This window comes from Clostridium sp. OM05-6BH (genome assembly GCF_003481635.1).
Lineage (GTDB): Bacteria > Bacillota > Clostridia > Lachnospirales > Lachnospiraceae > Butyribacter.
Genome location: NZ_QULH01000010.1, coordinates 27,595 through 50,822 on the forward strand (window position 1 = coordinate 27,595; position 23,228 = coordinate 50,822).

General features: G+C 43.7%; 16 protein-coding genes and 1 tRNA gene. 2 read left to right on the forward strand and 15 right to left on the reverse strand.

Translation table 11 applies throughout. From position 1 onward, the window contains the following. Nucleotides 1-9 precede the first annotated feature (9 nt). The 4 genes from flgK to DXB73_RS09465 form a co-directional block, all read right to left on the reverse strand. Nucleotides 10-1,932, reverse strand: coding sequence for a flagellar hook-associated protein FlgK (gene flgK, locus DXB73_RS09450; protein ID WP_118690944.1), 1,923 nt, complete (start codon nucleotides 1,930-1,932; stop codon nucleotides 10-12). 94 nt (nucleotides 1,933-2,026) lie between these two features. Further along, nucleotides 2,027-2,551, reverse strand: coding sequence for a flagellar protein FlgN (locus tag DXB73_RS09455; RefSeq protein ID WP_118690945.1), 525 nt, complete (start codon nucleotides 2,549-2,551; stop codon nucleotides 2,027-2,029). 38 nt (nucleotides 2,552-2,589) lie between these two features. Further along, a complete protein-coding gene (gene flgM, locus DXB73_RS09460; RefSeq protein WP_182448291.1) occupies nucleotides 2,590-2,868 on the reverse strand; it encodes a flagellar biosynthesis anti-sigma factor FlgM in 279 nt (92 codons plus the stop codon). A 167-nt stretch (nucleotides 2,869-3,035) separates the two neighbouring features. Beyond that, nucleotides 3,036-4,304 (reverse strand): diaminopimelate decarboxylase, encoded by a 1,269-nt coding sequence (locus tag DXB73_RS09465; protein ID WP_022025242.1) that lies wholly within the window; start codon nucleotides 4,302-4,304, stop codon nucleotides 3,036-3,038. Nucleotides 4,305-4,557: 253 nt separating this feature from the next. Here DXB73_RS09465 and DXB73_RS09470 point away from each other — a divergent pair, with 253 nt between their 5' ends. Further along, on the forward strand, nucleotides 4,558-6,540 hold the full coding sequence (locus DXB73_RS09470; RefSeq protein WP_118690983.1) for a DNA gyrase subunit B: 1,983 nt from the start codon (nucleotides 4,558-4,560) through the stop codon (nucleotides 6,538-6,540). A gap of 21 nt (nucleotides 6,541-6,561) precedes the next feature. Next, nucleotides 6,562-8,814 (forward strand): DNA topoisomerase (ATP-hydrolyzing), encoded by a 2,253-nt coding sequence (locus DXB73_RS09475; RefSeq protein ID WP_118690947.1) that lies wholly within the window; start codon nucleotides 6,562-6,564, stop codon nucleotides 8,812-8,814. 99 nt (nucleotides 8,815-8,913) lie between these two features. Here the strand turns inward: DXB73_RS09475 and DXB73_RS09480 are convergent, their stop codons facing one another. The 11 genes from DXB73_RS09480 to DXB73_RS09530 all read right to left on the reverse strand — a co-directional run bounded on the left by DXB73_RS09480 (nucleotide 8,914) and on the right by DXB73_RS09530 (nucleotide 23,095). Further along, on the reverse strand, nucleotides 8,914-9,153 hold the full coding sequence (locus DXB73_RS09480; RefSeq protein ID WP_118690948.1) for a hypothetical protein: 240 nt from the start codon (nucleotides 9,151-9,153) through the stop codon (nucleotides 8,914-8,916). Nucleotides 9,154-9,213: 60 nt separating this feature from the next. Next, nucleotides 9,214-10,194 (reverse strand): 6-phosphofructokinase, encoded by a 981-nt coding sequence (gene pfkA, locus DXB73_RS09485; RefSeq protein ID WP_118506737.1) that lies wholly within the window; start codon nucleotides 10,192-10,194, stop codon nucleotides 9,214-9,216. A 93-nt stretch (nucleotides 10,195-10,287) separates the two neighbouring features. After that, nucleotides 10,288-13,755: a DNA polymerase III subunit alpha gene (locus DXB73_RS09490; protein WP_118690949.1), complete on the reverse strand. Its 3,468-nt coding sequence runs from the start codon at nucleotides 13,753-13,755 to the stop codon at nucleotides 10,288-10,290. Nucleotides 13,756-13,885: 130 nt separating this feature from the next. Continuing rightward, a complete protein-coding gene (locus DXB73_RS09495; protein ID WP_022025234.1) occupies nucleotides 13,886-14,146 on the reverse strand; it encodes an HPr family phosphocarrier protein in 261 nt (86 codons plus the stop codon). After that, nucleotides 14,143-15,132: a DNA-binding protein WhiA gene (whiA, locus tag DXB73_RS09500; protein WP_347559532.1), complete on the reverse strand. Its 990-nt coding sequence runs from the start codon at nucleotides 15,130-15,132 to the stop codon at nucleotides 14,143-14,145. Before whiA ends, DXB73_RS09495 begins: the two co-directional genes overlap by 4 nt. A gap of 29 nt (nucleotides 15,133-15,161) precedes the next feature. Beyond that, a complete protein-coding gene (gene rapZ / locus DXB73_RS09505) occupies nucleotides 15,162-16,025 on the reverse strand; it encodes an RNase adapter RapZ (RefSeq protein WP_022025232.1) in 864 nt (287 codons plus the stop codon). Nucleotides 16,026-16,131: 106 nt separating this feature from the next. After that, complete coding sequence (murB, locus tag DXB73_RS09510) at nucleotides 16,132-17,145, reverse strand: UDP-N-acetylmuramate dehydrogenase (protein WP_118690950.1); 1,014 nt, start codon at nucleotides 17,143-17,145, stop codon at nucleotides 16,132-16,134. An 87-nt stretch (nucleotides 17,146-17,232) separates the two neighbouring features. Then, nucleotides 17,233-17,306 (reverse strand) — tRNA-Arg (locus tag DXB73_RS09515). A gap of 271 nt (nucleotides 17,307-17,577) precedes the next feature. Next, on the reverse strand, nucleotides 17,578-18,726 hold the full coding sequence (gene fucO / locus DXB73_RS09520; RefSeq protein WP_118690951.1) for a lactaldehyde reductase: 1,149 nt from the start codon (nucleotides 18,724-18,726) through the stop codon (nucleotides 17,578-17,580). 148 nt (nucleotides 18,727-18,874) lie between these two features. Beyond that, entirely contained in the window at nucleotides 18,875-20,758 is a 1,884-nt protein-coding gene (locus DXB73_RS09525) for an aryl-sulfate sulfotransferase (RefSeq protein WP_118690952.1), read from the reverse strand. A 12-nt stretch (nucleotides 20,759-20,770) separates the two neighbouring features. Next, nucleotides 20,771-23,095 (reverse strand): Tex family protein, encoded by a 2,325-nt coding sequence (locus DXB73_RS09530; RefSeq protein ID WP_118690953.1) that lies wholly within the window; start codon nucleotides 23,093-23,095, stop codon nucleotides 20,771-20,773. Nucleotides 23,096-23,228 lie beyond the last annotated feature (133 nt).

The following is a 23,228-nucleotide window of genomic DNA, read 5'->3' on the forward strand; positions in this document are numbered from 1 at the left end:
CCTTCTGCTCTATCCAAGCCGTTCAATCAAATGCTCTAACATCGCATCGATCACTGAAATATAACGTGATGCTGCATTATAGGCGTGCTGATATTTTAACAGATCCACCATTTCTTCTTCACTGGAAACACCCATCACCTGCTGCCGTTTATCCTCAACACTCTCGGTCAGCTTTTGCTGGTTGTCGACCATGCTCTGCCATGTATTTCCCTTCGCACCGAGTGCCGTTACCATAGAGCGGTAATACTCCGCATAGGTATACGTTGTCTCATTGTTGGGATCCAGTGCGGCAAACTTCTCATTCCATTCCGAAAGAATATCCTCAAATACTTTTGTATTGTATCCGCCGGTCTCTCCAAGCTCCGGATTAAGTTTCACCGGAAGCAATGCATAATCTTCTATAACATCCGGATTCACTTCCAGATTCAGCAAAGTATATAACGTATTGGCATCTTCTTCGTCCTCCTCATTGTATACATACAATTTATAAGACTTAGATCCATCCGCATTTGTAATTTCCTGCGCCAACGGAATCTGATTGCCCTCCTCGTCTTTTCCATAAACCTGTGCATCTATGGTAAGTACCCGATAGCGATCCGTTGCTTTGCGGGAGAAAACTTCTGTTCCGATCGTCATATCATCATCAGTACCCACTGCACAATTTACAACATCTAGGATCTTGTATTTGCCATCCTGCAAGTTCACAGCATTGCCTTTTGCATCTACACCACTAATTCCTGTAAGATCCTGTGAGATGTTCGGACAAAATGCATCGTTGACCATCGTTACCAATCCATGGATCAACTGATCAAACTGTGCCTGTATCTGTGTAAGTATCGAATTGCCGGTTGTATTATTGTATTTATCTAATTTTTCTTTGAAATCATTACAAGCCAACAAATAACTTGTTTCATCAAATTTGCCAGCATCATCGATATAATCAGACTTGACCGGCTGTACCGGAATATCTTTATAATTGGCGATCTCATTTCCTCTCGCTGTCAAGATACCAAGTAAGGAACCGGTATCTGTCTTGCGCACAGCAGAGTACGCTGTCTCCATATCATAAACATCACTATAACCATTGTCGAGCCATGTGACATTATACATTTCAGATACTGATTTTACTTCATACTGCTGTGTCGCATCGTTGTATTCTTCCTGTTTTATGCGTTCAACACCCATGTGGTAACTTCTCGCATCATTCACTAACGGTGCATTGCCTATAAAGACGCGCACATTGCCGTTATGATCCTCATTGTATGTATAATAAGTATACTCTGCCAGCTCATCAAGGAGCTGGTTTCTGGCATCGCGGTAGTCATTCGCATTTTCCAATCCGGACGCTTCCGCCTCGCGAATACGCTTGTTCAGATCCAAAATCTGTTCTCCAATAGAATTGATCTTATCGACCTGCGCCGTGATCTCTTTATTCAAATTAACCTGGTAGTCCACCAAAGTCTGATAAACATCCTTTGCATTCTTAATAAAAGACTCTGCATTGGATAAAAACAGTTCGCGATTCACGACACTCTGCGGATCGGTCGAAATGGTCTGTAACGAATCCCATATATCCTGCAGTGAATTTTGAAATTCAACACCTTCCAGCTCACCTAAGATGTCTTCAATCTCCTGACTGGTCGTAAGCTGTCTGTCATAAAAGTTTCCTCTACTCACTTCCAGACGATATTCCTTATCCAAGAAAATATCGCGGATCTGTCGAACCTGTGCAACCGCAGTTCCATAACCAATCTGCTGCGTCCCATGGCTTGTCACCTTGATGTTGGAATAGTAAGTATCCCGCAATATATTCTGTTGTCTCGTATATCCGGTCGTTTTGGTATTGGCCAGATTGTGTGCCGCAGTATTCATACCCGCCTGCGAAGCCTTCAATCCGGACACACCGGAATTAAAACTGGTAAATAAGCTCATACGATACTCTCTCTTTCTTTCCGTTATACATAAAAAGCACGAATACCACTCGGAAAATACAGTGTGTCAGAAAAGCTTCCTACTTCTCTGACGATCACTGCTTTGCGTCAAAAGACCCCGTCCCAAAGCCGGCATCAACTCCGCTTCCTGCGGCTGACGCATTTTTGTCGTAGTTATTATTTCCCGGTGACATCCGTGTACTCTGAATAAAATTCATATTGAATTCAATCATTTCAAGGGAATTTTCTATTAAATTTTTATTCTTTGTATTAACATCTACCAAGCGTTTCATCGTTTGTTGCAGCTCGTCGTGCAACAACGCCAACCGCCCCTGCTCTTCCGGCTGTTTCCCCAGCAGTTCGATCAGGCCGGTAAGACTTAAATCTTTCACCGGACGATTCAACACCATTCCCATATTGTGCAGAACCTCTTCTCTGCGATGTCCGTACGCAGATGCCTGATCCAGCAATTCCTGTTCTTGATCCGTAATCTCTTGCAATCGCTTTAGATCTCCACGGATCAACACTTCTGTCTTCTGTTCCGATATCGGAATCAGTGTCTGGTAGACTTCCATCTCCTGCTGCAACACGGCAGTCAGGTCATCAATCAAACTTGCCAAATCTGCTCCCTCTTGTCTCCTATTTCAAGAATCCGTTCTTAAAATAAGGAATCAAAATATTTACTCACCATCTTTTCTGCAATCTCCTGTGAAGATACATTATACGTACCGGAAGCAATCGCATCCTTGTACTTATTTACCTTGTCCTCACGAACATCTTCCGTATCCTTCACTGCCTGCTTTGCAATCTGATAATCCTTCGCTGTCTGCGAAATCTGAAATTCGTCTTTCGCATATTTCTTCTCAGTGCGGACATTCTTCGTCGGCTTAGACTGCTGATAAAGTCGGCTTACATGATTTAATGCATCAATTCTCATTGTTATCACCACCTGTTTTTCTCTCATTTCAGTGTTTCATACATAATATGTATCGGATTTTTTTTAGATTACTTTAGCATTTGTTATTAATTTTCCAAAATTTCAAAAGAGGCACTGCCCTACTGCAGCGCCTCTTATATAGAAAACATTTACCATTCAGCGATCGATCACTCTTTGACATTTTTAAGAATGTCACAAAAATCAAAGGTTGCAAAATAATCTTTTGGTGTTTCAGCACGACGGATCATTTTGACACTTCCATCTTCCTGTAAAAGCAACTCTGCTGATTTTAATTTGCCATTATAATTGTACCCCATAGCAAATCCATGCGCACCTGCATCATGAATGAACAGGTAATCACCCATATCAATCTTTGGAAGCATACGGTCTACTGCAAACTTGTCGTTATTCTCGCAAAGCGAACCGGTGACATCATATTTGTGATCACATGGTGCATCTTCTTTGCCCAGGACTGTAATATGATGATATGCACCATACATTGCCGGACGCATCAGGTTTACTGCACAGGCATCCAAGCCAATATACTCTTTGTAAATATGTTTTTCATGAATTGCCTTTGCGATCAGTGCACCATAAGGAGCTAACATAAAACGACCAAGCTCTGTAAAGATAGCAACATCGCCAAGCCCTGCCGGAACCATGATCTCCTCAAATTTCTGACGGACACCTTCACCGATCACTGCAATGTCATTTGGCTCCTTATCCGGTGTGTAAGGAATGCCAACTCCACCAGATAAATTCACAAATGCGATCTCCACACCCGTCTCTTTCTGCACTTCCACGGCAAGTTCAAACAAAATGCCCGCCAATGTCGGATAGTATTCGTTAGTCACGGTATTACTTGCCAAAAAAGAATGAATACCAAAACGCTTCGCACCTAACTTTTTCAAACGCTTAAATGCTTCAATAAGCTGTTCCTTGGTCATGCCGTATTTCGCATCACCCGGATTATCCATAATATCGGTACCCATTTGGAATACACCACCCGGATTATAACGACAGCAGATCGTCTCCGGAATACCGGCAACCTCTTCCAAAAAGTCAATGTGAGTAATGTCATCCAGGTTAATAAACGCACCCAGTTCTTTTGCTTTCTGATACTCTTTGGCTGGTGTTACGTTCGAAGAAAACATGATGTCCGATCCCTTAAAGCCACAAGCTTCTGACATCATCAACTCAGTAAGAGATGAACAATCTGTGCCACAGCCTTCTTCCTGCAGGATCTTCAAAATAAATGGATTCGGGGTTGCTTTAACTGCAAAATACTCACGAAAACCTTTGTTCCAAGAAAATGCCTTCTTCATTTTGCGTGCATTTTCACGGATACCCTTCTCATCATACAGATAAAACGGAGTCGGATATGTCTTTGCAATCTCTTCAACCTGTTCCTTCGTAACAAATGGTGTCTTTTTCATAGGTACTCGATGCCTTCTTTCTTAAATATTATGTATTCTAACTTCGGATGTATGAAGTTTGAATTATTTACATTTTCTTATCATATCAAATGACATCCATTTTTGCAATATGGTGGAGGATGTAGATGGGGTGTGTTTCAAGTTGCATTTTCTCTATATTTTATGGTATAATAAGGGCTTGGTAGCGAACAGACGTTTGCACCGGATGATTATATGCGGCAGAATATACACTGCGGCAGGAAATGAGGTAACTATGGCAGAATATACTGGCAAAGATATAGTAATATTAGAAGGACTGGAGGCCGTACGTAAACGCCCCGGTATGTATATTGGTTCCACCGGATCACGTGGCCTGCATCATTTGATCTGGGAGATCCTCGACAATGCTATCGACGAGCATCTCGCCGGTTATTGCAACGAAATACATATCACACTGCAAAAGGATGGTGGCATCTGCATTCAGGATAATGGTCGCGGTGTTCCTGTCGATCTGCATCCCACCAAAAAAATCCCAACAGTCCGTGTCGTCTATACGATCCTGCATGCCGGCGGTAAATTTGGCAATTCTGCCTATAAGGTATCCGGTGGTCTGCACGGCGTCGGTTCTTCCGTTGTAAATGCACTGTCAACGCATATGATCGTAGAAGTACGTCACAACGGTTTGATCTACCGCGATGAATATGCCGATGGCGGTCATCCGGTCTCGCCTCTCGTTAATGGTGAATTGGAGATCATAGGTAAATGCCGCAAATCCGATACCGGCACGAAGGTTACTTTCTATCCGGACCCGGAAATTTTTGAAACGATCACATTTAAGCCGGACATTATAAAAAAGAAACTAAAAGAGATTGCTTATCTCAATAAAAATCTAAAGTTGATCTATTATAATGAAGCCGAAAATGAAGAACGTACCTACCAGGAAGAGCACGGCATTCAAAGCTTTGTCAGCTATATCAACCGTGATGCGACGCCGATCCATGACACGCCGATCTATATTGAAGGAACAAGCGGTGATATTGAGGTAGAGATCGCATTCCAATACACCACGAATTATTCTGAGCAGATCAATCCCTACTGCAACCGCATCAATGTTGCCGATGGCGGTACGTTGGTGACCGGTTTTAAAACAGCTCTGACACGTGTAATGAACCAGTATGCAAGGGAACTTGGCGTACTTAAAGATAAGGATGAAAACTTTGATGGAAAAGACATCCGTAACGGCATTGTCGCTATTATTTCGATCAAGCACCCTGATCCACAGTTTGAAGGTCAGACCAAGACAAAACTTGGCAACACGGATGCAAAAACGGCGGTCGATGAAGTATTCAGTGCCGAAGTGCAGCATTATTTAGACAAAAATGTAGATATATTGAAAAAAATTCTCGATAACTCCATGAAGTCCTATAATGCACGCAAAGCCGGTGACAAAGCACGCACTGCCGCACTAAAACAGCTCAATGATGTAGATACCAAAAGCAAATTAGCCGCCTGCACCTCCAAAAAGCCGGAGGAATGCGAGATTTACATTGTCGAGGGTGATTCTGCCGGCGGTACGGTTAAAACAGCCAGAAACCGCAAAACACAGGCAGTTCTTCCTCTACGCGGAAAAATACTGAATGTAGAAAAAGCAACTTTAGAAAAAATATTAGTAAACAATGAGATCAAATCTATGATTGCCGCTTTTGGCTGTGGAATCGGTGAAGAATTTGATATTTCCAAACTGCGCTATGATAAGATCATCATCTTAACCGATGCCGATGTCGATGGTGCACATATCAGCACACTGCTGCTCACATTCTTCTATCGCTTTATGCCGGAATTGATCTACTCCGGCAAAGTATACCGTGGTCTTCCACCATTGTATAAAGTAGATTACGAAAAGGCAGGTTCCGGCAAAGCAGGAGCTTCCGCCAAAACGCCAGCAGATGCCAAGCCAAAGAAACGCGGAAAGAAAAAGTATTCCGAATATGTATTTAATGACTTTGAGCTGGAAAAATTCCGCAAGATCAAGGAAAATAAGATCATCGGCATCCAGCGTTACAAAGGTCTCGGTGAAATGGACGCAGAACAGCTTTGGGAAACTACACTGGATCCGGAAAGCCGTATTCTTGCACAGGTAACGATCAGCGATACTGTAGAAGCTGACGATATCACAACAACTTTAATGAGCAGTAATGTCCCACCTCGCCGTGAATTCATTATGGAAGAAGCCAAGTACGCAACGCTCGACATTTAAGATCAGGAGGAATGTGAAAACATGTCACAAAAGGATTCAATTATACAATTAGACTTTACAGAGGAAATGCGTAATTCTTACCGCGATTATGCTGTAAGTGTTATTATTTCCCGTGCGTTGCCGGATGTCCGGGACGGATTAAAACCGGTACAACGCCGTATCTTATATGCAATGACGGAACTCGGTCTGGCTCCGGATAAGCCACATCGAAAGAGCGCGCGTATTGTCGGTGATACCATGGGTAAATATCATCCACATGGCGACAGTTCGATCTATGACGCATTGGTACATATGACAGAAGAGTATTCTCTCTCGATCCCACTTGTTGACGGCCATGGTAACTTTGGCTCGATCGACGGTGACAGTGCTGCTGCCATGCGTTATACGGAGGCACGCCTCTCTCCGGGCGCTATGACAATGTTGGATAATTTGGACAAACAGCTTGTCCCATTTGGACCAAACTTTGATGAAAGCGAGAAGGAACCTTTGGTACTTCCTGCCACTCTGCCAAATCTGTTGATCAACGGTACAACCGGTATCGCCGTAGGTATGGCAACTAATATGCCGCCGCACAATCCAGCCGAGGTCATTGATGGTGTGATCGCCTATATGAAAAATCCGGACATAACGATTCATGGGTTAATGAAATACATTAAAGGACCGGATTTCCCAACCGGAGCGATCATTACAAATGCAGATGAGATCGCACATATTTATGAAACAGGCGAGGGAAAACTAAAGGTTCGTGCCAAAACGGTGATCGAAAAGAGTGATTATGGCCGCCAAAACATTGTAATCACGGAAATTCCGTATACGGTAGCCGGCAACAAAATGAAATTGTTAGAAAATCTGGTCAGCCTGACGAAAGACAAAGTATTTGATGAAATTTACGATGTCCGCGACGAGTCTTCGAAAGAAGGTATTCGTCTGGTGATCGAAGTAAAGAAAGACCGTGATGTACAAAATCTTCTCAATGGCTTGTACAAAAAAACTGCCATGGAAGACACCTACGGTGTAAATATGCTTGCTGTAAAAGACAAGCAGCCGATCACGTTCGATCTCAAATCGCTGATCCAGGAATTTGTATTCTTTCAGGAGGAACTTTACACCAAAGAATATACACATCTGCTCAACAAGGCGAACAAGCGTCTGGAAATTGTTGCCGGACTGATCAAAGCGACCGATGTGATCGACTTGATCGTCGAGATCCTGCGCGGCAGTTCCTCCGTTAAACAGGCAAAGGGCTGTCTTGTAAATGGTGTTACGACGGATATCCGCTTCCGAAGCAAAGCTTCTGAAAAGCAGGCCGCAACACTGGACTTTACCGAAACACAGGCAGATGCCATTCTGGCAATGCCGTTAAGCCGTTTAGTCGGCTTGGAACTTCTCAAGCTGCATCAGGAAAACGATACCTTGTTAGCAAATATTGCCGAATACAAAAAAATACTTGGTAATAAAGAGGCTTTACATGATGTTATCAAAAATCGTCTCAGAGCCTACAAAAAACAATTTAACGCTCCTCGTCATACAGAGCTTGCCAACATCACGGCTGCTAATTATGTCGAAGAGATCAAAGAAGAAGACTTGTACGTATTGATCGACCGCTTCGGCTATACGAAATCAGTCGACGCTTCCTCTTACTCCCGCATTGCCCCGGATACTTTGGAGGAATATCATCATATCGTGCCGCTTCGCAATATTGATAAATTATGTGTCTTCACCAAAGGCGGTTATATGCATCAAGTGAAAGCTATGAATATCCCGAAGGGACGTGCCAAGGACAAAGGCGTTCTGATCCAAAACCTATGTAAACTGGAAAATGATGAGCCTCTCCTTTATATTAGTTTTGAAGAATTGTTTGATTCACAGCTTCTCTTCATTACGCGAGCCGGCTTTATCAAACTGGTATCCGGTGTCGAGTTTGAAACAAATCGTCAGACAATCGCCTCAACAAAACTGGCAGAAGGTGATGAACTTGTATGCGTACAGCAGGTAGGCATTGAAGATGTGATCAACGCAGACCGTAAAGTAATTGTAATTACCGATCAAGGATTGTCTTTGGGATTTCCACTTCTCGAAGTTGGCGAACTCAAGAAAACCAGCCGCGGTGTCAAGGGTATCACTTTGATCGGTGATGATCTTGTCAAGCATGCCGGTTTTGTTACGCCGGATATGGAGCGTATAGACTTTGACGGCAAAGCGATCAATCCAAAGAAGATACGCAGCCGCAAACGTGCTGCCAAGGGACATAAATCGCAAATCGGGACCAAATAAAAGTAAAAAAATCCCCAACCGTTAGATATTATCTTAACAGTTGGGGATTTTCCTATTCACAATATTCTTTTGTCTTTACCGGAATCATTTGTCCGAAAATTACTCTGCGTCATTCTCCGCATCTTCCTCAGACTCATTTCCTTCCATCTCGTTGCCGTCAATGTCAAGGGTAACATACTCTCTGTCATCCACCTCATCAGCGAACACATCTTCAAACTCTTCCTCATCGAAATCTTCGCTCTCATCTTTGTTGAAATACTTTTCGATCACATAGAATGTTCCTGCAATCGCTGCGCCTATAGCTGCTGCCCCGACCAAAAATTTCATCATTTTCTTCATATGCCAATACCTCTTTCCTTATATTGCAATTAATGTGCTGGTTACAAACGATCCGCTGTACTAACCTCTGGTTGTCAGCTTCTTCATAATGTGGAACAAATAAGGATCCAATCCCTTCGTCATTGCCAATGCTTCCTGAATATCGTAATCCTTAAATTCACCATTGTGATATCCTACAACACGGTTGCTGGCACCCTCACACAACAATTCTACCGCTCTGGCACCCATTGCAGATGCATATACACGATCTTTGCAAGTTGGATTGCCACCACGCTGTATATGACCTAGGATCGTTGCTCTCGTCTCTACTCCGGTAGCAAGCTCAATAACCTTAGCCATCTCATTGGAATTACCGATACCTTCTGCATTAACAATAATATGATTCTTCTTACCCATCTTACGGCGATCCTGAATCTTGGTAATAATACGCTGAATATCACCATGATATTCCTCTGTGGTCAAAATGTACTCTGCACCACTGGCAATACCGGTCCACAATGCAATGTGTCCTGCGGTACGTCCCATTACCTCGACGATACTGCAACGCTCATGAGATTCTGACGTGTCACGCAGGCGATCGATTGCCTCCATCGCTGTGTTGATCGCTGTATCGAATCCAATCGTATATTCCGTACAAGCAATATCAAGATCAATCGTTCCCGGAACACCGATCGTGTTGATGCCCTGCTCAGAGAGTCTGCTTGCACCATTAAAGGAACCATCTCCACCAATAACAACAATTCCGTCAATGCCGTGTTTGCGGCAGATCTCAGCACCCTTCATCTGATATTCTAATTTCTTAAACTCCAGACAACGCGCTGTATAAAGGATTGTACCGCCAAGCTGAATAATATCCGATACATCGAGCGATGACATATCAAAAATATCTTCTTCCAAAAGTCCTGCAAAACCGCGACGAATACCTTTGACATGTAATCCATTCGCAATACCGGTACGTACTACCGCACGTATCGCTGCATTCATACCCGGTGCATCTCCACCGCTCGTCAATACGCCAATCGTTTTTACTGCATTGCTCATTATCTAGTCCCCCTTGCTTCTCTTGCTGTAATTTCTACGCTGCAACCTTCTAACAATGCAACGCATTTCATATAAATTCTACGCTAAAATCAACTATTTTTCAATACTCTTTTCTTTAATCGCCACAGATTCTTTTCCATATTCTTCCAATGCACCTTCAGCCACCAGTCTTCGTGCATTCGTCTCATACGATCTTGGCAATTTTTTTACCTGATGCTCTTGCTCCAGGTAAATACAGATCGTATCAGTGCCATCCTCGCTAACTACCTGCTGCAACAGCTTTTTCTCTACGGCTAAGTAAGCTTCCTTATTAGCAAACCGAATCCATAATTCACAAGGAATGCGGTCAAAAGGGATAATATCCTGACATATCACTTTGCCGGCTTTATTTTCTTCCGTCTGTGCCCGTCCCTTGACAAAAACTTTCGACCCCTCCACTAACAAATGTTTCTTCTTTTCATAGGTCTGAGGAAATACTATAATTTCCACTGTCCCATACAGATCCTCGATCGAAGCGATCGCCATCATCGTATTATTTTTTGTTGTTTTCACGATTTTATTCACGAGCAGACCTCCGATGACAACACGTTCACCATCTGTAACACTGTTGTCTTCCTGCTCTTCTTCGGCTGCAAAATCGGTCGAAATACAGGTACAATTTTTTTTCATCAAAGCAACATATTCTTCCAACGGGTGCCCACTGACATAGATTCCCATCACCTCTTTTTCATAAGTTAGCAGCTCCTCCTTTGGGAACTCCTCTACATTCGGCAATGGATACTGCTTTGCTTTCGCAAAGCCCTCGTCACCAAGATCAAATAACGATACCTGTCCTGCCATATTGTTACGCCTGTCTTTGCTGACAGCATCCATAATATTCGCATAGGCAATGACCTTTTGATGACGGTTGCCCGGAAGCGAATCCATCGCACCGGATTTAATAAGATTCTCCACCACATGCTTATTCACTTCTCCGGAATCCAGTCTCTCCAAGAAATTTTGGAGTGAAGTATAGGCTCCCCCACTTTTTCGCTCCGCAACAATACGCTCGATCACATTCACGCCAATCCCCTTGATCGCGGACATTCCAAAACGAATTCCACCATCCGCAACCGAAAAGTCTGAATAGCCTTCATTAATATCCGGCGAAAGCATCGGGATGCCCAGTTCTTTACAGTTCATTGTATAGTGTATTACCTTAGACGTATTATCACGCACAGATGTCATCAGTGCTGCCATAAACTCTATCGGATAATGACATTTCAAATATGCCGTCTGATAGCTCACAACCGCATACGCTGCCGCATGCGATTTGTTAAAGGCATACTTCGCAAAATCGATCATTTCGTTATATATTTTATTAGCAACTTCCTCGGAAATGCCGTTTGCAATACAACCCTTAACGCCCTCTGCTTTATTGCCATATACAAAGTTTTGACGTTCTGCCTCCATGACCTTTTCTTTTTTCTTAGCCATCGCACGGCGTACCAGATCGCTTCGGCCAAAACTATATCCGGCCAGACTGCGCACGATCTGCATTACCTGCTCCTGATACACAATACAGCCATACGTCGGTGCCAAGATCGGCTCAAGCTGCGGGCAGTCATACACAATGCTGTCACGGTTATTTTTGCCCTCTATATATTGTGGAATGAAATCCATCGGACCCGGACGGTACAACGCATTTCCTGCCAAAATATCTTCCATACACTCTGGTTTAAGCTCCGTCATAAAGCTCTTCATGCCACCGCTTTCCAACTGGAAGACACCGTCCGTCTTACCGGCACTGATCATGTCAAACACTTCTTTGTCATCAAATGGAATGCTAAGAAGCGTATCGTCTTCGATTCCTGCCATTTTAGCTGCATTTTGTATGACTGTTAGCGTTCGAAGACCCAGGAAGTCCATCTTAAGCAGCCCCAATTCTTCTAATACCGTCATCGTATACTGCGTCGTGATCGTTCCATCAGACGCCTTGGACAATGGAACATATTCGTCTACCGGCTTAGGACTGATCAGTACACCGGCTGCATGCATCGAGGTATGTCTGGGAAGTCCCTCCAGCCGCATGGACATATCGATCAAATTCTTAGCTTGTTCATCTGATTCGTAAATTTCACGCAATTCCGGATTGACCTGCAATGCCTCTTTGATCGTAACTTTTGCTCCCTGCTTTGGCATCGGGATCTGCTTGGCGATCACATCCACATAATTATACGGCAGATCCAGCACACGCCCTACATCTCGGATCGCATTTCGTGCTGCCATCGTACCAAAAGTCACGATCTGCACAACGTGATCTTTGCCATATTTACGCACTACATAATCAATCACTTCCGGTCTTCGCTCATAGCAAAAGTCAATATCGATATCAGGCATCGTAACACGTTCCGGATTTAAGAAACGCTCAAACAACAGATCATATTTGATTGGATCGATGCTGGTAATGCCAAGCGAATATGCTACAATACTTCCTGCTGCACTGCCTCGTCCCGGTCCAACACTGATCCCATTTTCTCGCGCATAGCGAATGAAGTCCCACACGATCAGGAAGTAATCAACAAAACCCATTGTCCGAATCGTATCCAATTCGTAATCCAGTCTTTCCTGCAGTTGCGTGGTGATCTCTTCATAACGCTTCTTCATGCCATCCTGGCAAAGTTTTTGCAGATAACTATCCGCTGTAAATCCCTCCGGGACATCATATTTCGGAAGTTTATATTTACCAAACTCAATCTCCACATGGCACCGCTCAGCGATCTTAGAAGTATTCTCTAACGCCTCCTGTGCATAAGGAAACAGTGCTTTCATCTCGTCTTCGCTCTTAAGATAATACTGTCCTCCCTCATAGCGCATGCGATCTTCATCCTGTACCTTTTTCTGCGTTTGTATACATAGTAATATATCATGTGGTTCTGCATCTTCTGCCGTGATATAATGCACATCGTTGGTTGCAACCAAAGGAATCTTTAACTCCTCACTCATACGCAAAAGCCCTTGATTCACGGTTGCCTGATCTGCAATTCCATGATCCTGCAATTCCAGGTAAAAATGATCTTTCCCAAAAATATCATATAGGCGCTCTGCCTCTTTCTTGGCTGTCTCATATTGTCCATACCTAAGTGCCGTGGCAACTGCTCCGGCAAGGCATGCACTAAGCGCGATCACACCTTCGTGATACTTTTCAAGCACTTCATAGTCAACACGAGGTTTATAATAAAATCCTTCGGTAAATCCTTTGGATACGATCTTGATCAGATTCGAATATCCAACGTTATTCTCTGCCAATAACACTAAATGATTGTAACGGCCTTCTCCCTTCGTTACCTCACGATCAAAACGCGATCCCGGTGCAACATATACCTCACATCCGATCACAGGATTGATTCCTGCCGCTCTTGCTGCACGATAAAATTCAATAACACCGTACATATTACCATGATCGGTAATGGCAATATTCTTCATTCCCAATTCTGCAGCTCGCGCGATCAGCTCTTTGATCTTACAGGAACCGTCCAGCAAAGAATATTCGGTATGCACATGTAAATGCGTAAAACTCATAGTAAACCTCCATGTTTCCTCAGCCTGCAGCTTCTTTACAGGGCATCCGGAAAACGATATAGAAAATGCAAAAAGGCAAAGTTAGCACTTTGCCTTTTGTGTTACCCAAATAATATGTTTGGTTTGTCCATTATGCCTGTGCCGCACTAAGGTACTTCTCAATTTCATCCATGGCATTTGTCTCATCATCTCCATCAATCGATACTACGACCTCTTCTCCTGCGGAGAGTCCTAAAGACATAAGTCCCATAATGCTCTTAGCATTTACTTTCTTATTTTCACATTCAACATAGATACGACTGTCATATTGACTTGCAACCTGAACCAATACTGCAACCGGTCTTGCCTCTAATCCGTTCTTTAATTGGATTTTAATTTTCTTTGTTATCATGACCTTTCCTCCTTTGGTTTGAGGCTGATTTCTTGTTCCGCCCGCAAACGCTCTGCAATTTCACTTAACTTTCGTAAACGATGATTTACTCCCGACTTTCCAAGTGGCTTGGATAATTTCTGTCCAAGCTCTGCCAATGGCAGATCAGGATATTCCAATCGCAACTCTGCAATCTCGCGTAGCCCATCGCTTAACCAGCGAACCCCTTTGGCAGTCTCTATGTACTGTATATCTTCAATCTGTCTCGCAGCTGCAGTTACTGTTTTATGAATGTTAGCCGTTTCACAGTTGACCTGTCGATTTACTGAATTACGTACTTCTTTCAAAATACGAACATTCTCAAAATCCATCAATGCCTGATGTGCCTCCATAACATTTAAGGTGTCCACGATCATAGAACCTTCTTTTACATATAAGACATGATATTTCTTTCGATCTACAATCTTCGCCTCAATTTGAAAGAAAGCCACGATCTGCTGCAATTGCAAACAAAACGACTCTGATAACACTGCAATTTCGAGATGATACGCCTTCTCCGGATTAGTTATTGATCCTGCCGCCATAAACACACCTCGCAAATACGCACGTTTGCAACATGTATTCTGCACTAAGCGGCTTGGAATCGTCGACAGATCGCCCCATCGATCCTCTGATTCACTCAATAATTTAATCGCTTTTAGGATCTCATATGCCTTGTCCTGCGCCAATACCAGCAAATGATACACTGGCGTTCTTGTCAGCAAACTATGGTTCCGGATCCTAATCTGCGTTTCCGCCTGAAACGCCATCTTTATTAAGATATAAGATTTTCTCGCTACTGTCAAGTTTTCCGTATGTACTTCCAAATAAATACTACCGTTCTTGCGATGTCGGATCTTACCACAAAGAGCAAAAAGCGCTGCAAATTCCGCAATCTGGCAGTGTCTTGCCGGGCTTAACTGCGAAGCAAGTTCCTCTTTCACCTTTCCAGAAAATGACATTTTCATAGCAATCTTACATTCCTTTCTAAGCCCGCTCACTTGGCGTCCCGTTCAATATCGCGATGTTCCATCTTGACCGTATATGGCAAAGATTTCATCTGTGATTCCAGGGCACGCACCATCGAAACAGACCGGTGCTTTCCTCCGGTACATCCAATACTGATCACAATCTGATTCTTTCCCTCGGCAATATAATTCGGTATAAGAAACTTCACCATTTCAAATAGCTGGCGTTGAAATTCTTTTGCCTGCGGTGCAGCCATCACGTAATCATACACCGCCGGATCATTTCCTGTCAGCGGTTTGAGCGTTGGAATATAATATGGATTTGGCAGAAAACGTACATCAAACACAAGATCGGAATCTTCCGGTATACCATATTTGAATCCAAAGGACAACAGTGTCACGAAGAAATTCTCATACTCTTCTTCTCCCAGAAAAATACGATCCACCTCATGCTTTAACTCACGTACCAGCATATGACTGGTATCTAAAATATAATCCGCACGCTTTTTGATATGGGCAAGCTCTACTCGCTCTGCCGCAATCGCCTTATCGACACGCCCCTGCAATGCTAACGGATGATTACGTCTCGTCTCCTTATAGCGTTTTACAAGCACACTGTCATCTGCCTCCAGAAACAGCACCTCATAAGGATATCCTTCCTGCTTCATCTTGTCCAAGATGTTATCAAGATCAGATAATCCCTGCAAATTACGCACGTCGATGCCAAGACCCATCTTGTCGACAGTCTCCTGCTCGTCCACCATTAACTTTGTCATCTTCGGAATAAAATGCACCGGCAAATTATCCACGCAAAAATATCCCAGATCTTCGAGCATCTTTAAAACAGAACTCTTTCCTGCACCCGACATTCCGGTAACGATCACAAATCTCATATTCGCCCTCATTTCTACATAATCGTCCAACAACAATGCCGCCGTTTTATGACGAACTATGCCGCTTCTCTGTTAATTCCTGCATATCACTGGCCGCTTCAGCGTATTACTGTTCCGGAAGTCTCTTAACTTCCGTCTCAAGGGTGACACCAAACTGCTCCTTAACAGTCTGCTGCACATGCCTGATCACTGCATCTGCCTGTGCGCAGGTTCCCTGTCCTACATTGACCACGAAGCCACAGTGTTTCTCCGACACCATGATATCACCAACCCGATATCCTTTCAATCCGGCGTCCTCGATCAATTTACCGGCAAAGTATCCTTCCGGCCTCTTAAAAGTACTGCCTGCACTTCCATATTCTAACGGCTGCTTTTCGCGGCGTTTCGCATTTAATTCCTGCATCTGCGCCTTGATCTGCGCCCTGTCTCCCTGTTCAAAAGCAAATAACGCTGACACAACGATAAGCCCCTGTTCCTGCACAATACTGTGTCGATAAGACAAATGTAGTTCTTCCGCTGAAAACAAATGGATCTTACCTGTTCGATCGATCATTTTAGCAGCTACGATCACGTCCTTGATCTCGCCACCATATGCACCTGCATTCATCGTCACTGCGCCACCGAGCGTTCCCGGAATACCTCCGGCAAATTCGAATCCTGCAAGTCCTTGATCTGCAATCCGGGCTGCAAGTGTTGAAAGCATCACTCCCGCACCGGCACTCACATAGGCTTTAGCAGTTGATATGCACTGCTTAACCCCATATTCCTCCAGCACCGCCGCTTTCTCTGTTTCACTGGCATCTGCCGGCAAAATTCGGATCTGATGCAGTTCACCGACCTGCTCTGCTTCCTTATTCATACGATGCAGCGACAATATCACACCGTCGTATCCTTCGTCCGCAACTAACAGATTACTTCCATTCCCTAATATATACCATTGCATCTGCACCTCTTCCAAATATTTAATGCACGCAGCCAACTGCTCCGCAGAGTCCGGTTCTACAAACCATTTTGCCGGCCCTCCAATTCGGAAAGTAGTATGCTTGGCAAGCGGTTCCTCCTTGCGAACCCGATCCTTGCCGACAATTTGTTCCAATCTATCTATTTCAAATATATGCATTATAACCTTACGATCCTTTCTTATTACTGTTCCAAACAATTCCTTATTGTAACAAAAAAGGCCTTGATTAATCAAGACCTTTGTAAGCGTGCGCGAGAAGATTCGAACTCCCGACCTTCTGATCCGTAGTCAGACGCTCTATCCAGCTGAGCTACGCGCACATTTCTTATGTTTTGTACGTCATCTGTACCGTACTTGATATACTATACACTAGTATTTTCAAAAATGCAAGCATTTTTTTCATTTTTTTTAATTTTTTTATTCTTTGACATAATAAACGATATGATATGACAGAACTGTTAAAGGAAAGGGAGGCTTAAGAGGATGAAAAAGAGCAAAACGAGCATTTTCCTATACCCTGAAAAAACTGCGTGACACTCTTATTTCAAAGTGCCACGCAGCCCATTATTTTAGATTGAAACTATGATCTGATTACAGTAAGCTCTCATACAGCTTCGTAATGTCCTCAACACTTGTCTCCTTTGGATTACCCGGGCGGCAAGCATCATCATATGCAGACTGTGCTAAGAATGGAATATCTTCTTTCTTAACAATATCCTTGAGATCTGTAGGGATTCCAACATCTTTGGAAAGCTGTTTTACAGCATCAACGGCTGCTTTACGATACTCTTCCTGAGACATATTCTCTGTACCTTCAACACCCATTGCCTTTGCAATATCACGATATTTCTCACCTGTTGCCTCTGCGTTATACTCCATAACAGTAGGAAGAATGATCGCATTTGCGATTCCATGTGGTGTATCATACAATGCGCCAAGTGGATGTGCCATAGAATGAACAATTCCAAGACCTACGTTGGAGAAGCCCATTCCTGCAACGTACTGACCAAGAGCCATTCCCTCACGTCCTTCCGGCGTATTGTCTACTGCTCCTCGAAGAGAACGTGCAATGATCTCAATTGCTTTGAGATGGAACATGTCGGACAATTCCCATGCTCCTGCCGTAATGTAACCCTCAATCGCATGTGTTAAAGCATCCATACCGGTTGCTGCAGTAAGCCCCTTAGGCATAGAAGACATCATCTCGGAATCGATAAATGCCACAACAGGAATGTCATGCGGATCTACACAAACCATCTTGCGATTCTTAGCTGCATCTGTAATAACGTAATTGATCGTAACCTCTGCAGCAGTTCCTGCTGTCGTAGGTACTGCAAAGATCGGTACGCTCTTATTCTTGGTATCTACAGCACCCTCTAAGCTGACAACATCCTCATGATCAGGATTGTTGATAATGATACCGATTGCTTTCGCAGTATCCATAGAAGAACCGCCACCAATAGCGATCAGATAATCTGTTCCTGCATCCTTAAATGCCTGTACACCTGTCTGAACATTTTCAATCGTTGGATTTGGTTTAATATTTGAATACAGCTCATATGCCATACCATTTTTCTCAAGTACATCCAACACTTTCTGTGTTACACCAAACTTTACCAAGTCCGGATCCGAACATACAAACGCTTTCTTAAAACCACGAATTTTAGTTTCTGTTGCAATCTCTGCAATAGCTCCTGCCCCATGATACGATGTCTCGTTTAATACAAATCTGTTTGCCATACTAGAATCCTCCTGTAAAATAATAAAAATAATTTTGTTGAAATTGCACAAATTTCTGTGTATTTTCCAAAGTTTCTAGTATAATTATACGAAATTTCCTCATAAAAAGCAAGATTCACTTTGTGAAAACTTTATAAACTACACGTCGTTATTTCACACGCAATTCATTGCGCAGCTTGCGAATCTTTCCCTGGAACTGCAAATACATATCGTATTCTCCAGGTTCCAGTCCATCCACCTGCACAGCAAAGATTTCTTTACGTCTGCCCATACGCAGTTGCGAATAATCTTGTACATATGTCTTATGCTCACCCTTAAAATACAGCTTTTCAACCGCCCCCGGCAGCATCGAATACTGCAAAAGATTCTCGCATAAATGCACGTTACCGAAGAAGGTACCACGAATACGCTGATCCGTTTTTTCCGGCATTGCTCCATGAAATTCTTCCGGCGTTGGGAGCTTACCAAACTCTGTCTGATCATGCAGTCCCATCCCCACACAAAATGATGGGATGTCCGGATGAAACTCCCAAGCCCACAAAAAGTTTTTGGTCAGCTTAAACGTCTTCTCAACTTCACCGTTTTCTCCATTGACCAACTGGATCTGGGAATGAAGTTCTGTCGTACGGTCTTGCGTGATACCGGTCAAATGGAAATACTTGTTGTATTCTTTTGTATAAAGGGCACTACCAAACTGCATCGTTTTCAAACAGTCTTTCTTGCTCTCCTGTACATATGTGCCGGCAGCCTCATCGATCGACACACGAAGTACCGCAGAATGTTCCGCATCATTGTATCCGCCATCTACCGCCCCTTTAGTACCTGTGCTATAGATCAACAATTCGTGCTCATCCATCCAAACAGCCTTATCCGGTCTTCCCATTTCGATATCAGCACCCTCTGTTTTCAAAGCGATGGCTTCCAACTCTGTATCCTGCCAGATTGATTTTGGTGCCAGCACCCAATCCAATTTGCCACTCTCCAGATCAAGCTGTGCGATCGTGTGTATACGCTTTAATGTCAACAAAAGCTTTCCGGCGCGGTACTCCATCGCTGAAAAAAGCAGCCATTCCTTACCGGTGTGGTATTTTTCTCCCAGCAAGTCAATCAGCTTAATGCGGCGTACGATCTCACCGGTATTCATATCCATCGTAAGAATACAGTCATTATAATGCTCTCCATCGGACGAAGTCACAAGATACAACGAACTATCGTGCTGTGCTAATGCAGTACCGATCGGTTCATTCAAAATATATGTGCGATACACTCTGCCCATATAATCCATTTCATGATAACGGCACGGCTGGATCTTGCCCATGCTGTTTACAATGTTAGCTGTTCGATCTGCCAGCAGAACATGACCATTCGGCATCGGTATCATACCCATCTTATAGGTACGAAGCTGCATTGAATATCGGATCGCACCATCTGCATCAAAGACCAATGGACTAAAAGCGGCACCGTTGACTGCCAGCAGCGGCATTGCTGCGGATTTATCTCCCTCTACTTCCATCACAAGATCCTTTTGGTTTTCAGGCACTTCTGAAACAAAAATACGGATCACTCGATGCTTTACAACTTTTCCTTCTCGATCGATCAGAGACAGATCTACCGTATTGCTACGTTCGAAATACAACCCCAAGATTGCCACACGATGTCTTGTTGTATAGCTGGATTCACCAACAAAATCATTGCCATTATCTCCGAACACACGATAGCGCACCTTGTACTCCTTGGAAGAGTTGAACAGGATAAGGGCTGTCTGTTTAGCCACTCCATATGGATTTGGAATAACCAACACGTGAGAAAATGTGTACAAATGCCTGTCCAAGATCCGCTCAAAAGCGTAATCGCGCAGCTGTGCCAAAAACGCCCGCTTTGGCTCTTTTCGGTACGGCGTCATAACCTTACGGTTGTCATACTGCGCCAACTCACGCTCATACATGCGATCCATTTTGTTGAGATCGCTTTCACTCAATGTGACCTTTGTTCCTTTTCTTACTTCAACAAATAATTTTTCACGTAAGTTCATATGCTCTCCCCTTTATAATTTCATAGTCAACTGAATACGCTGTTTTTTGAGATCAACACCCATTACTTTGACATCAACGATATCTCCGACACTGACAACATCCAACGGGTGTTTGACAAATTTCTTGTCCGACATTTCGGACACATGTACCAATCCATCCTGATGAACGCCGATATCTACAAACGCACCAAAATCAATAACATTTCGAACTGTCCCCTTAAGGATCATGCCCTCTTTGAGATCTTTCATCTCTAACACATCTGTTCGAAGGATCGGTTTTGGCATTTCATCACGAGGATCTCTCGCAGGTTTCTCCAATTCCTTCAAGATATCAACCAGCGTGATCTCACCAATACCAAGCTCGTCAGCCATTTTCTTTTTGTCTTTCACACGCTTCTGCAAACTGCCGGAGGCTTTGTTCTCTGTCGGTGTTTCTTCCGTCTCACCGCTCGGCAGGTCTATCGAGCCAAAGGCTTCCGCAAAGGCTGCGCCAAAGGCTGTGTGCGTATTGCGTACAACAAACTGCTGTTTCTTTTTCTTTGGAGCGGTTTTCTTCTTGGCTAATGGGGACTGCTGTTTGGCCGCTTCCGTCTGGATCTTTTTGAGTTCTTCCGTGTCAATGCCAAGCTTATCTAATAATGCATTGGCTGCATCATAAGTCTCCGGATGAACGCTCGTTGCATCCAATGGATTTTTCCCATCCAAAATACGCATAAAACCTGCACACTGTTCAAAGGCTTTCGGTCCCAGTTTTGGTACTTTTAACAACTCTTTACGTGACGTAAACTTTCCGTTTTCTTCACGATACGTAACGATGTTCTTTGCGATCACTTTGCTGATACCGGAAATATACTCTAACAGTGAAGCGGATGCTGTATTCAGATCCACACCAACTTTATTTACACAATCTTCCACAACACCGGATAATGTTTCCCCTAACTTCTTCTGATTCATATCATGCTGATACTGTCCTACACCGATAGACTGTGGATCGATCTTCACTAACTCTGCCAGCGGATCCTGCAAACGTCTTGCGATCGACGCTGCACTTCGCTGTCCCACATCAAAATTCGGAAATTCCTCGGTGGCGAGTTTACTTGCGGAATAAACTGAAGCACCTGCTTCATTTACAATAATATACTGCACAGGTTCTTTGATCTCATGCAGCATATCCGCAATGATCATTTCCGACTCGCGGGATGCCGTTCCATTGCCGACGGAGATCAGGGAAATTCCGTATTTCTGGATCAGTTTTTTCACCTCACGTTTTGCCTCTTCGACCTTGTTCTGCGGTGCCGTCGGATAGATCACCTTCGTATCTAACACTTTACCGGTTGGGTCTACCACAGCAAGTTTACAACCGGTACGAAATGCAGGATCCCAGCCCAAAACTGTCTTACCGGCAATCGGCGGCTGCATCAAAAGCTGCTCTAGGTTTTTACCAAATACTTTGATCGCACCGTCTTCTGCCTGCTCAGTCAACTCATTACGAATCTCGCGCTCGATAGCAGGCGCGATCAAACGCTTATAACTGTCTGTCACTGCCTCTTCTAACACCGGCGTTACGATCTCATTTTCCTCTGTGATCGTCTTTTTGCATAGATACGTAAGAATACGTTCTTCCGGAGCCTCCAGTTTTACCACTAGGAATTTTTCCTTTTCACCACGATTTAACGCAAGAACACGATGACCGGCAATCTTTTTAACCGGCTCCTGATATTCATAATACATCTCATAAACAGACTGCGCCTTTTCATCCTTGGCAGTTGAGGTAAGTATACCTTCTTCCCGTGTTATATCACGGATATATTTACGATAATCTGCATTATCAGAAATCTGCTCGGCAATAATATCTCTCGCTCCTGCAATCGCATCTGCAACATCTTTCACTTCTTTTTCCTCAGATACATACTGCTCGGCGATCGTTTCTAACGACTCTGTCACTTCTTGTGCCAAAATGATCTGTGCTAATGGCTCTAATCCCTTTTCCTTGGCGATGATCGCTCTTGTACGGCGTTTTGGACGATACGGACGATACAAGTCCTCCACAAGTACCTGCGTCTCTGCTGCAAGGATCTGCGCCTTCAAATCATCAGTCAGTTTCCCCTGTTCTTCGATCGTTGCAAGAACCTGTTCCTTTTTTTCTTCCAGTGTACGCAAATAAGTTAATCGCTCACTCAGATTACGGAGTTGTTCATCATTCAACGAACCATGTGCTTCTTTACGGTATCTGGCAATAAACGGGATCGTATTGCCCTCGTCGATCAGTTTTATGACCGCCTCTACCTGCTGCGGACGAATTTCTAACTCTGCTGCTATTTTCTTTACAATATCCATAGTATCCTATATTCCTTTCTATGCGCACTTTGCCTATGCATCAAGAGTAAAATAGGCAGCCACTCGATACGCGGCTGCCCTTCTTCACCTTGAACTCTTAAATTTTCCGCGCTGACAATATTTGATGTTCTCC

Coding starts and splice junctions, on each gene's coding strand:
- DXB73_RS09465 (WP_022025242.1), bottom strand. CDS start 4,304: ATGAAAAAGACACCATTTGTTACGAAGGAACAGGTTGAAGAGATTGCA.
- DXB73_RS09480 (WP_118690948.1), bottom strand. CDS start 9,153: ATGAAGAAAATGATGAAATTTTTGGTCGGGGCAGCAGCTATAGGCGCA.
- rapZ (WP_022025232.1), bottom strand. CDS start 16,025: ATGAGATTTGTGATCGTTACCGGAATGTCGGGTGCAGGAAAGAGTTCT.
- DXB73_RS09475 (WP_118690947.1), top strand. CDS start 6,562: ATGTCACAAAAGGATTCAATTATACAATTAGACTTTACAGAGGAAATG.
- pfkA (WP_118506737.1), bottom strand. CDS start 10,194: ATGAGCAATGCAGTAAAAACGATTGGCGTATTGACGAGCGGTGGAGAT.
- DXB73_RS09495 (WP_022025234.1), bottom strand. CDS start 14,146: ATGATAACAAAGAAAATTAAAATCCAATTAAAGAACGGATTAGAGGCA.
- flgK (WP_118690944.1), bottom strand. CDS start 1,932: ATGAGCTTATTTACCAGTTTTAATTCCGGTGTGTCCGGATTGAAGGCT.
- whiA (WP_347559532.1), bottom strand. CDS start 15,132: ATGAAAATGTCATTTTCTGGAAAGGTGAAAGAGGAACTTGCTTCGCAG.
- DXB73_RS09470 (WP_118690983.1), top strand. CDS start 4,558: ATGGCAGAATATACTGGCAAAGATATAGTAATATTAGAAGGACTGGAG.
- fucO (WP_118690951.1), bottom strand. CDS start 18,726: ATGGCAAACAGATTTGTATTAAACGAGACATCGTATCATGGGGCAGGA.
- DXB73_RS09530 (WP_118690953.1), bottom strand. CDS start 23,095: ATGGATATTGTAAAGAAAATAGCAGCAGAGTTAGAAATTCGTCCGCAG.
- DXB73_RS09525 (WP_118690952.1), bottom strand. CDS start 20,758: ATGAACTTACGTGAAAAATTATTTGTTGAAGTAAGAAAAGGAACAAAG.
- murB (WP_118690950.1), bottom strand. CDS start 17,145: ATGCATATATTTGAAATAGATAGATTGGAACAAATTGTCGGCAAGGAT.
- flgM (WP_182448291.1), bottom strand. CDS start 2,868: ATGAGAATTGATGCATTAAATCATGTAAGCCGACTTTATCAGCAGTCT.
- DXB73_RS09490 (WP_118690949.1), bottom strand. CDS start 13,755: ATGAGTTTTACGCATTTACATGTGCATACCGAATATTCTTTGCTGGAC.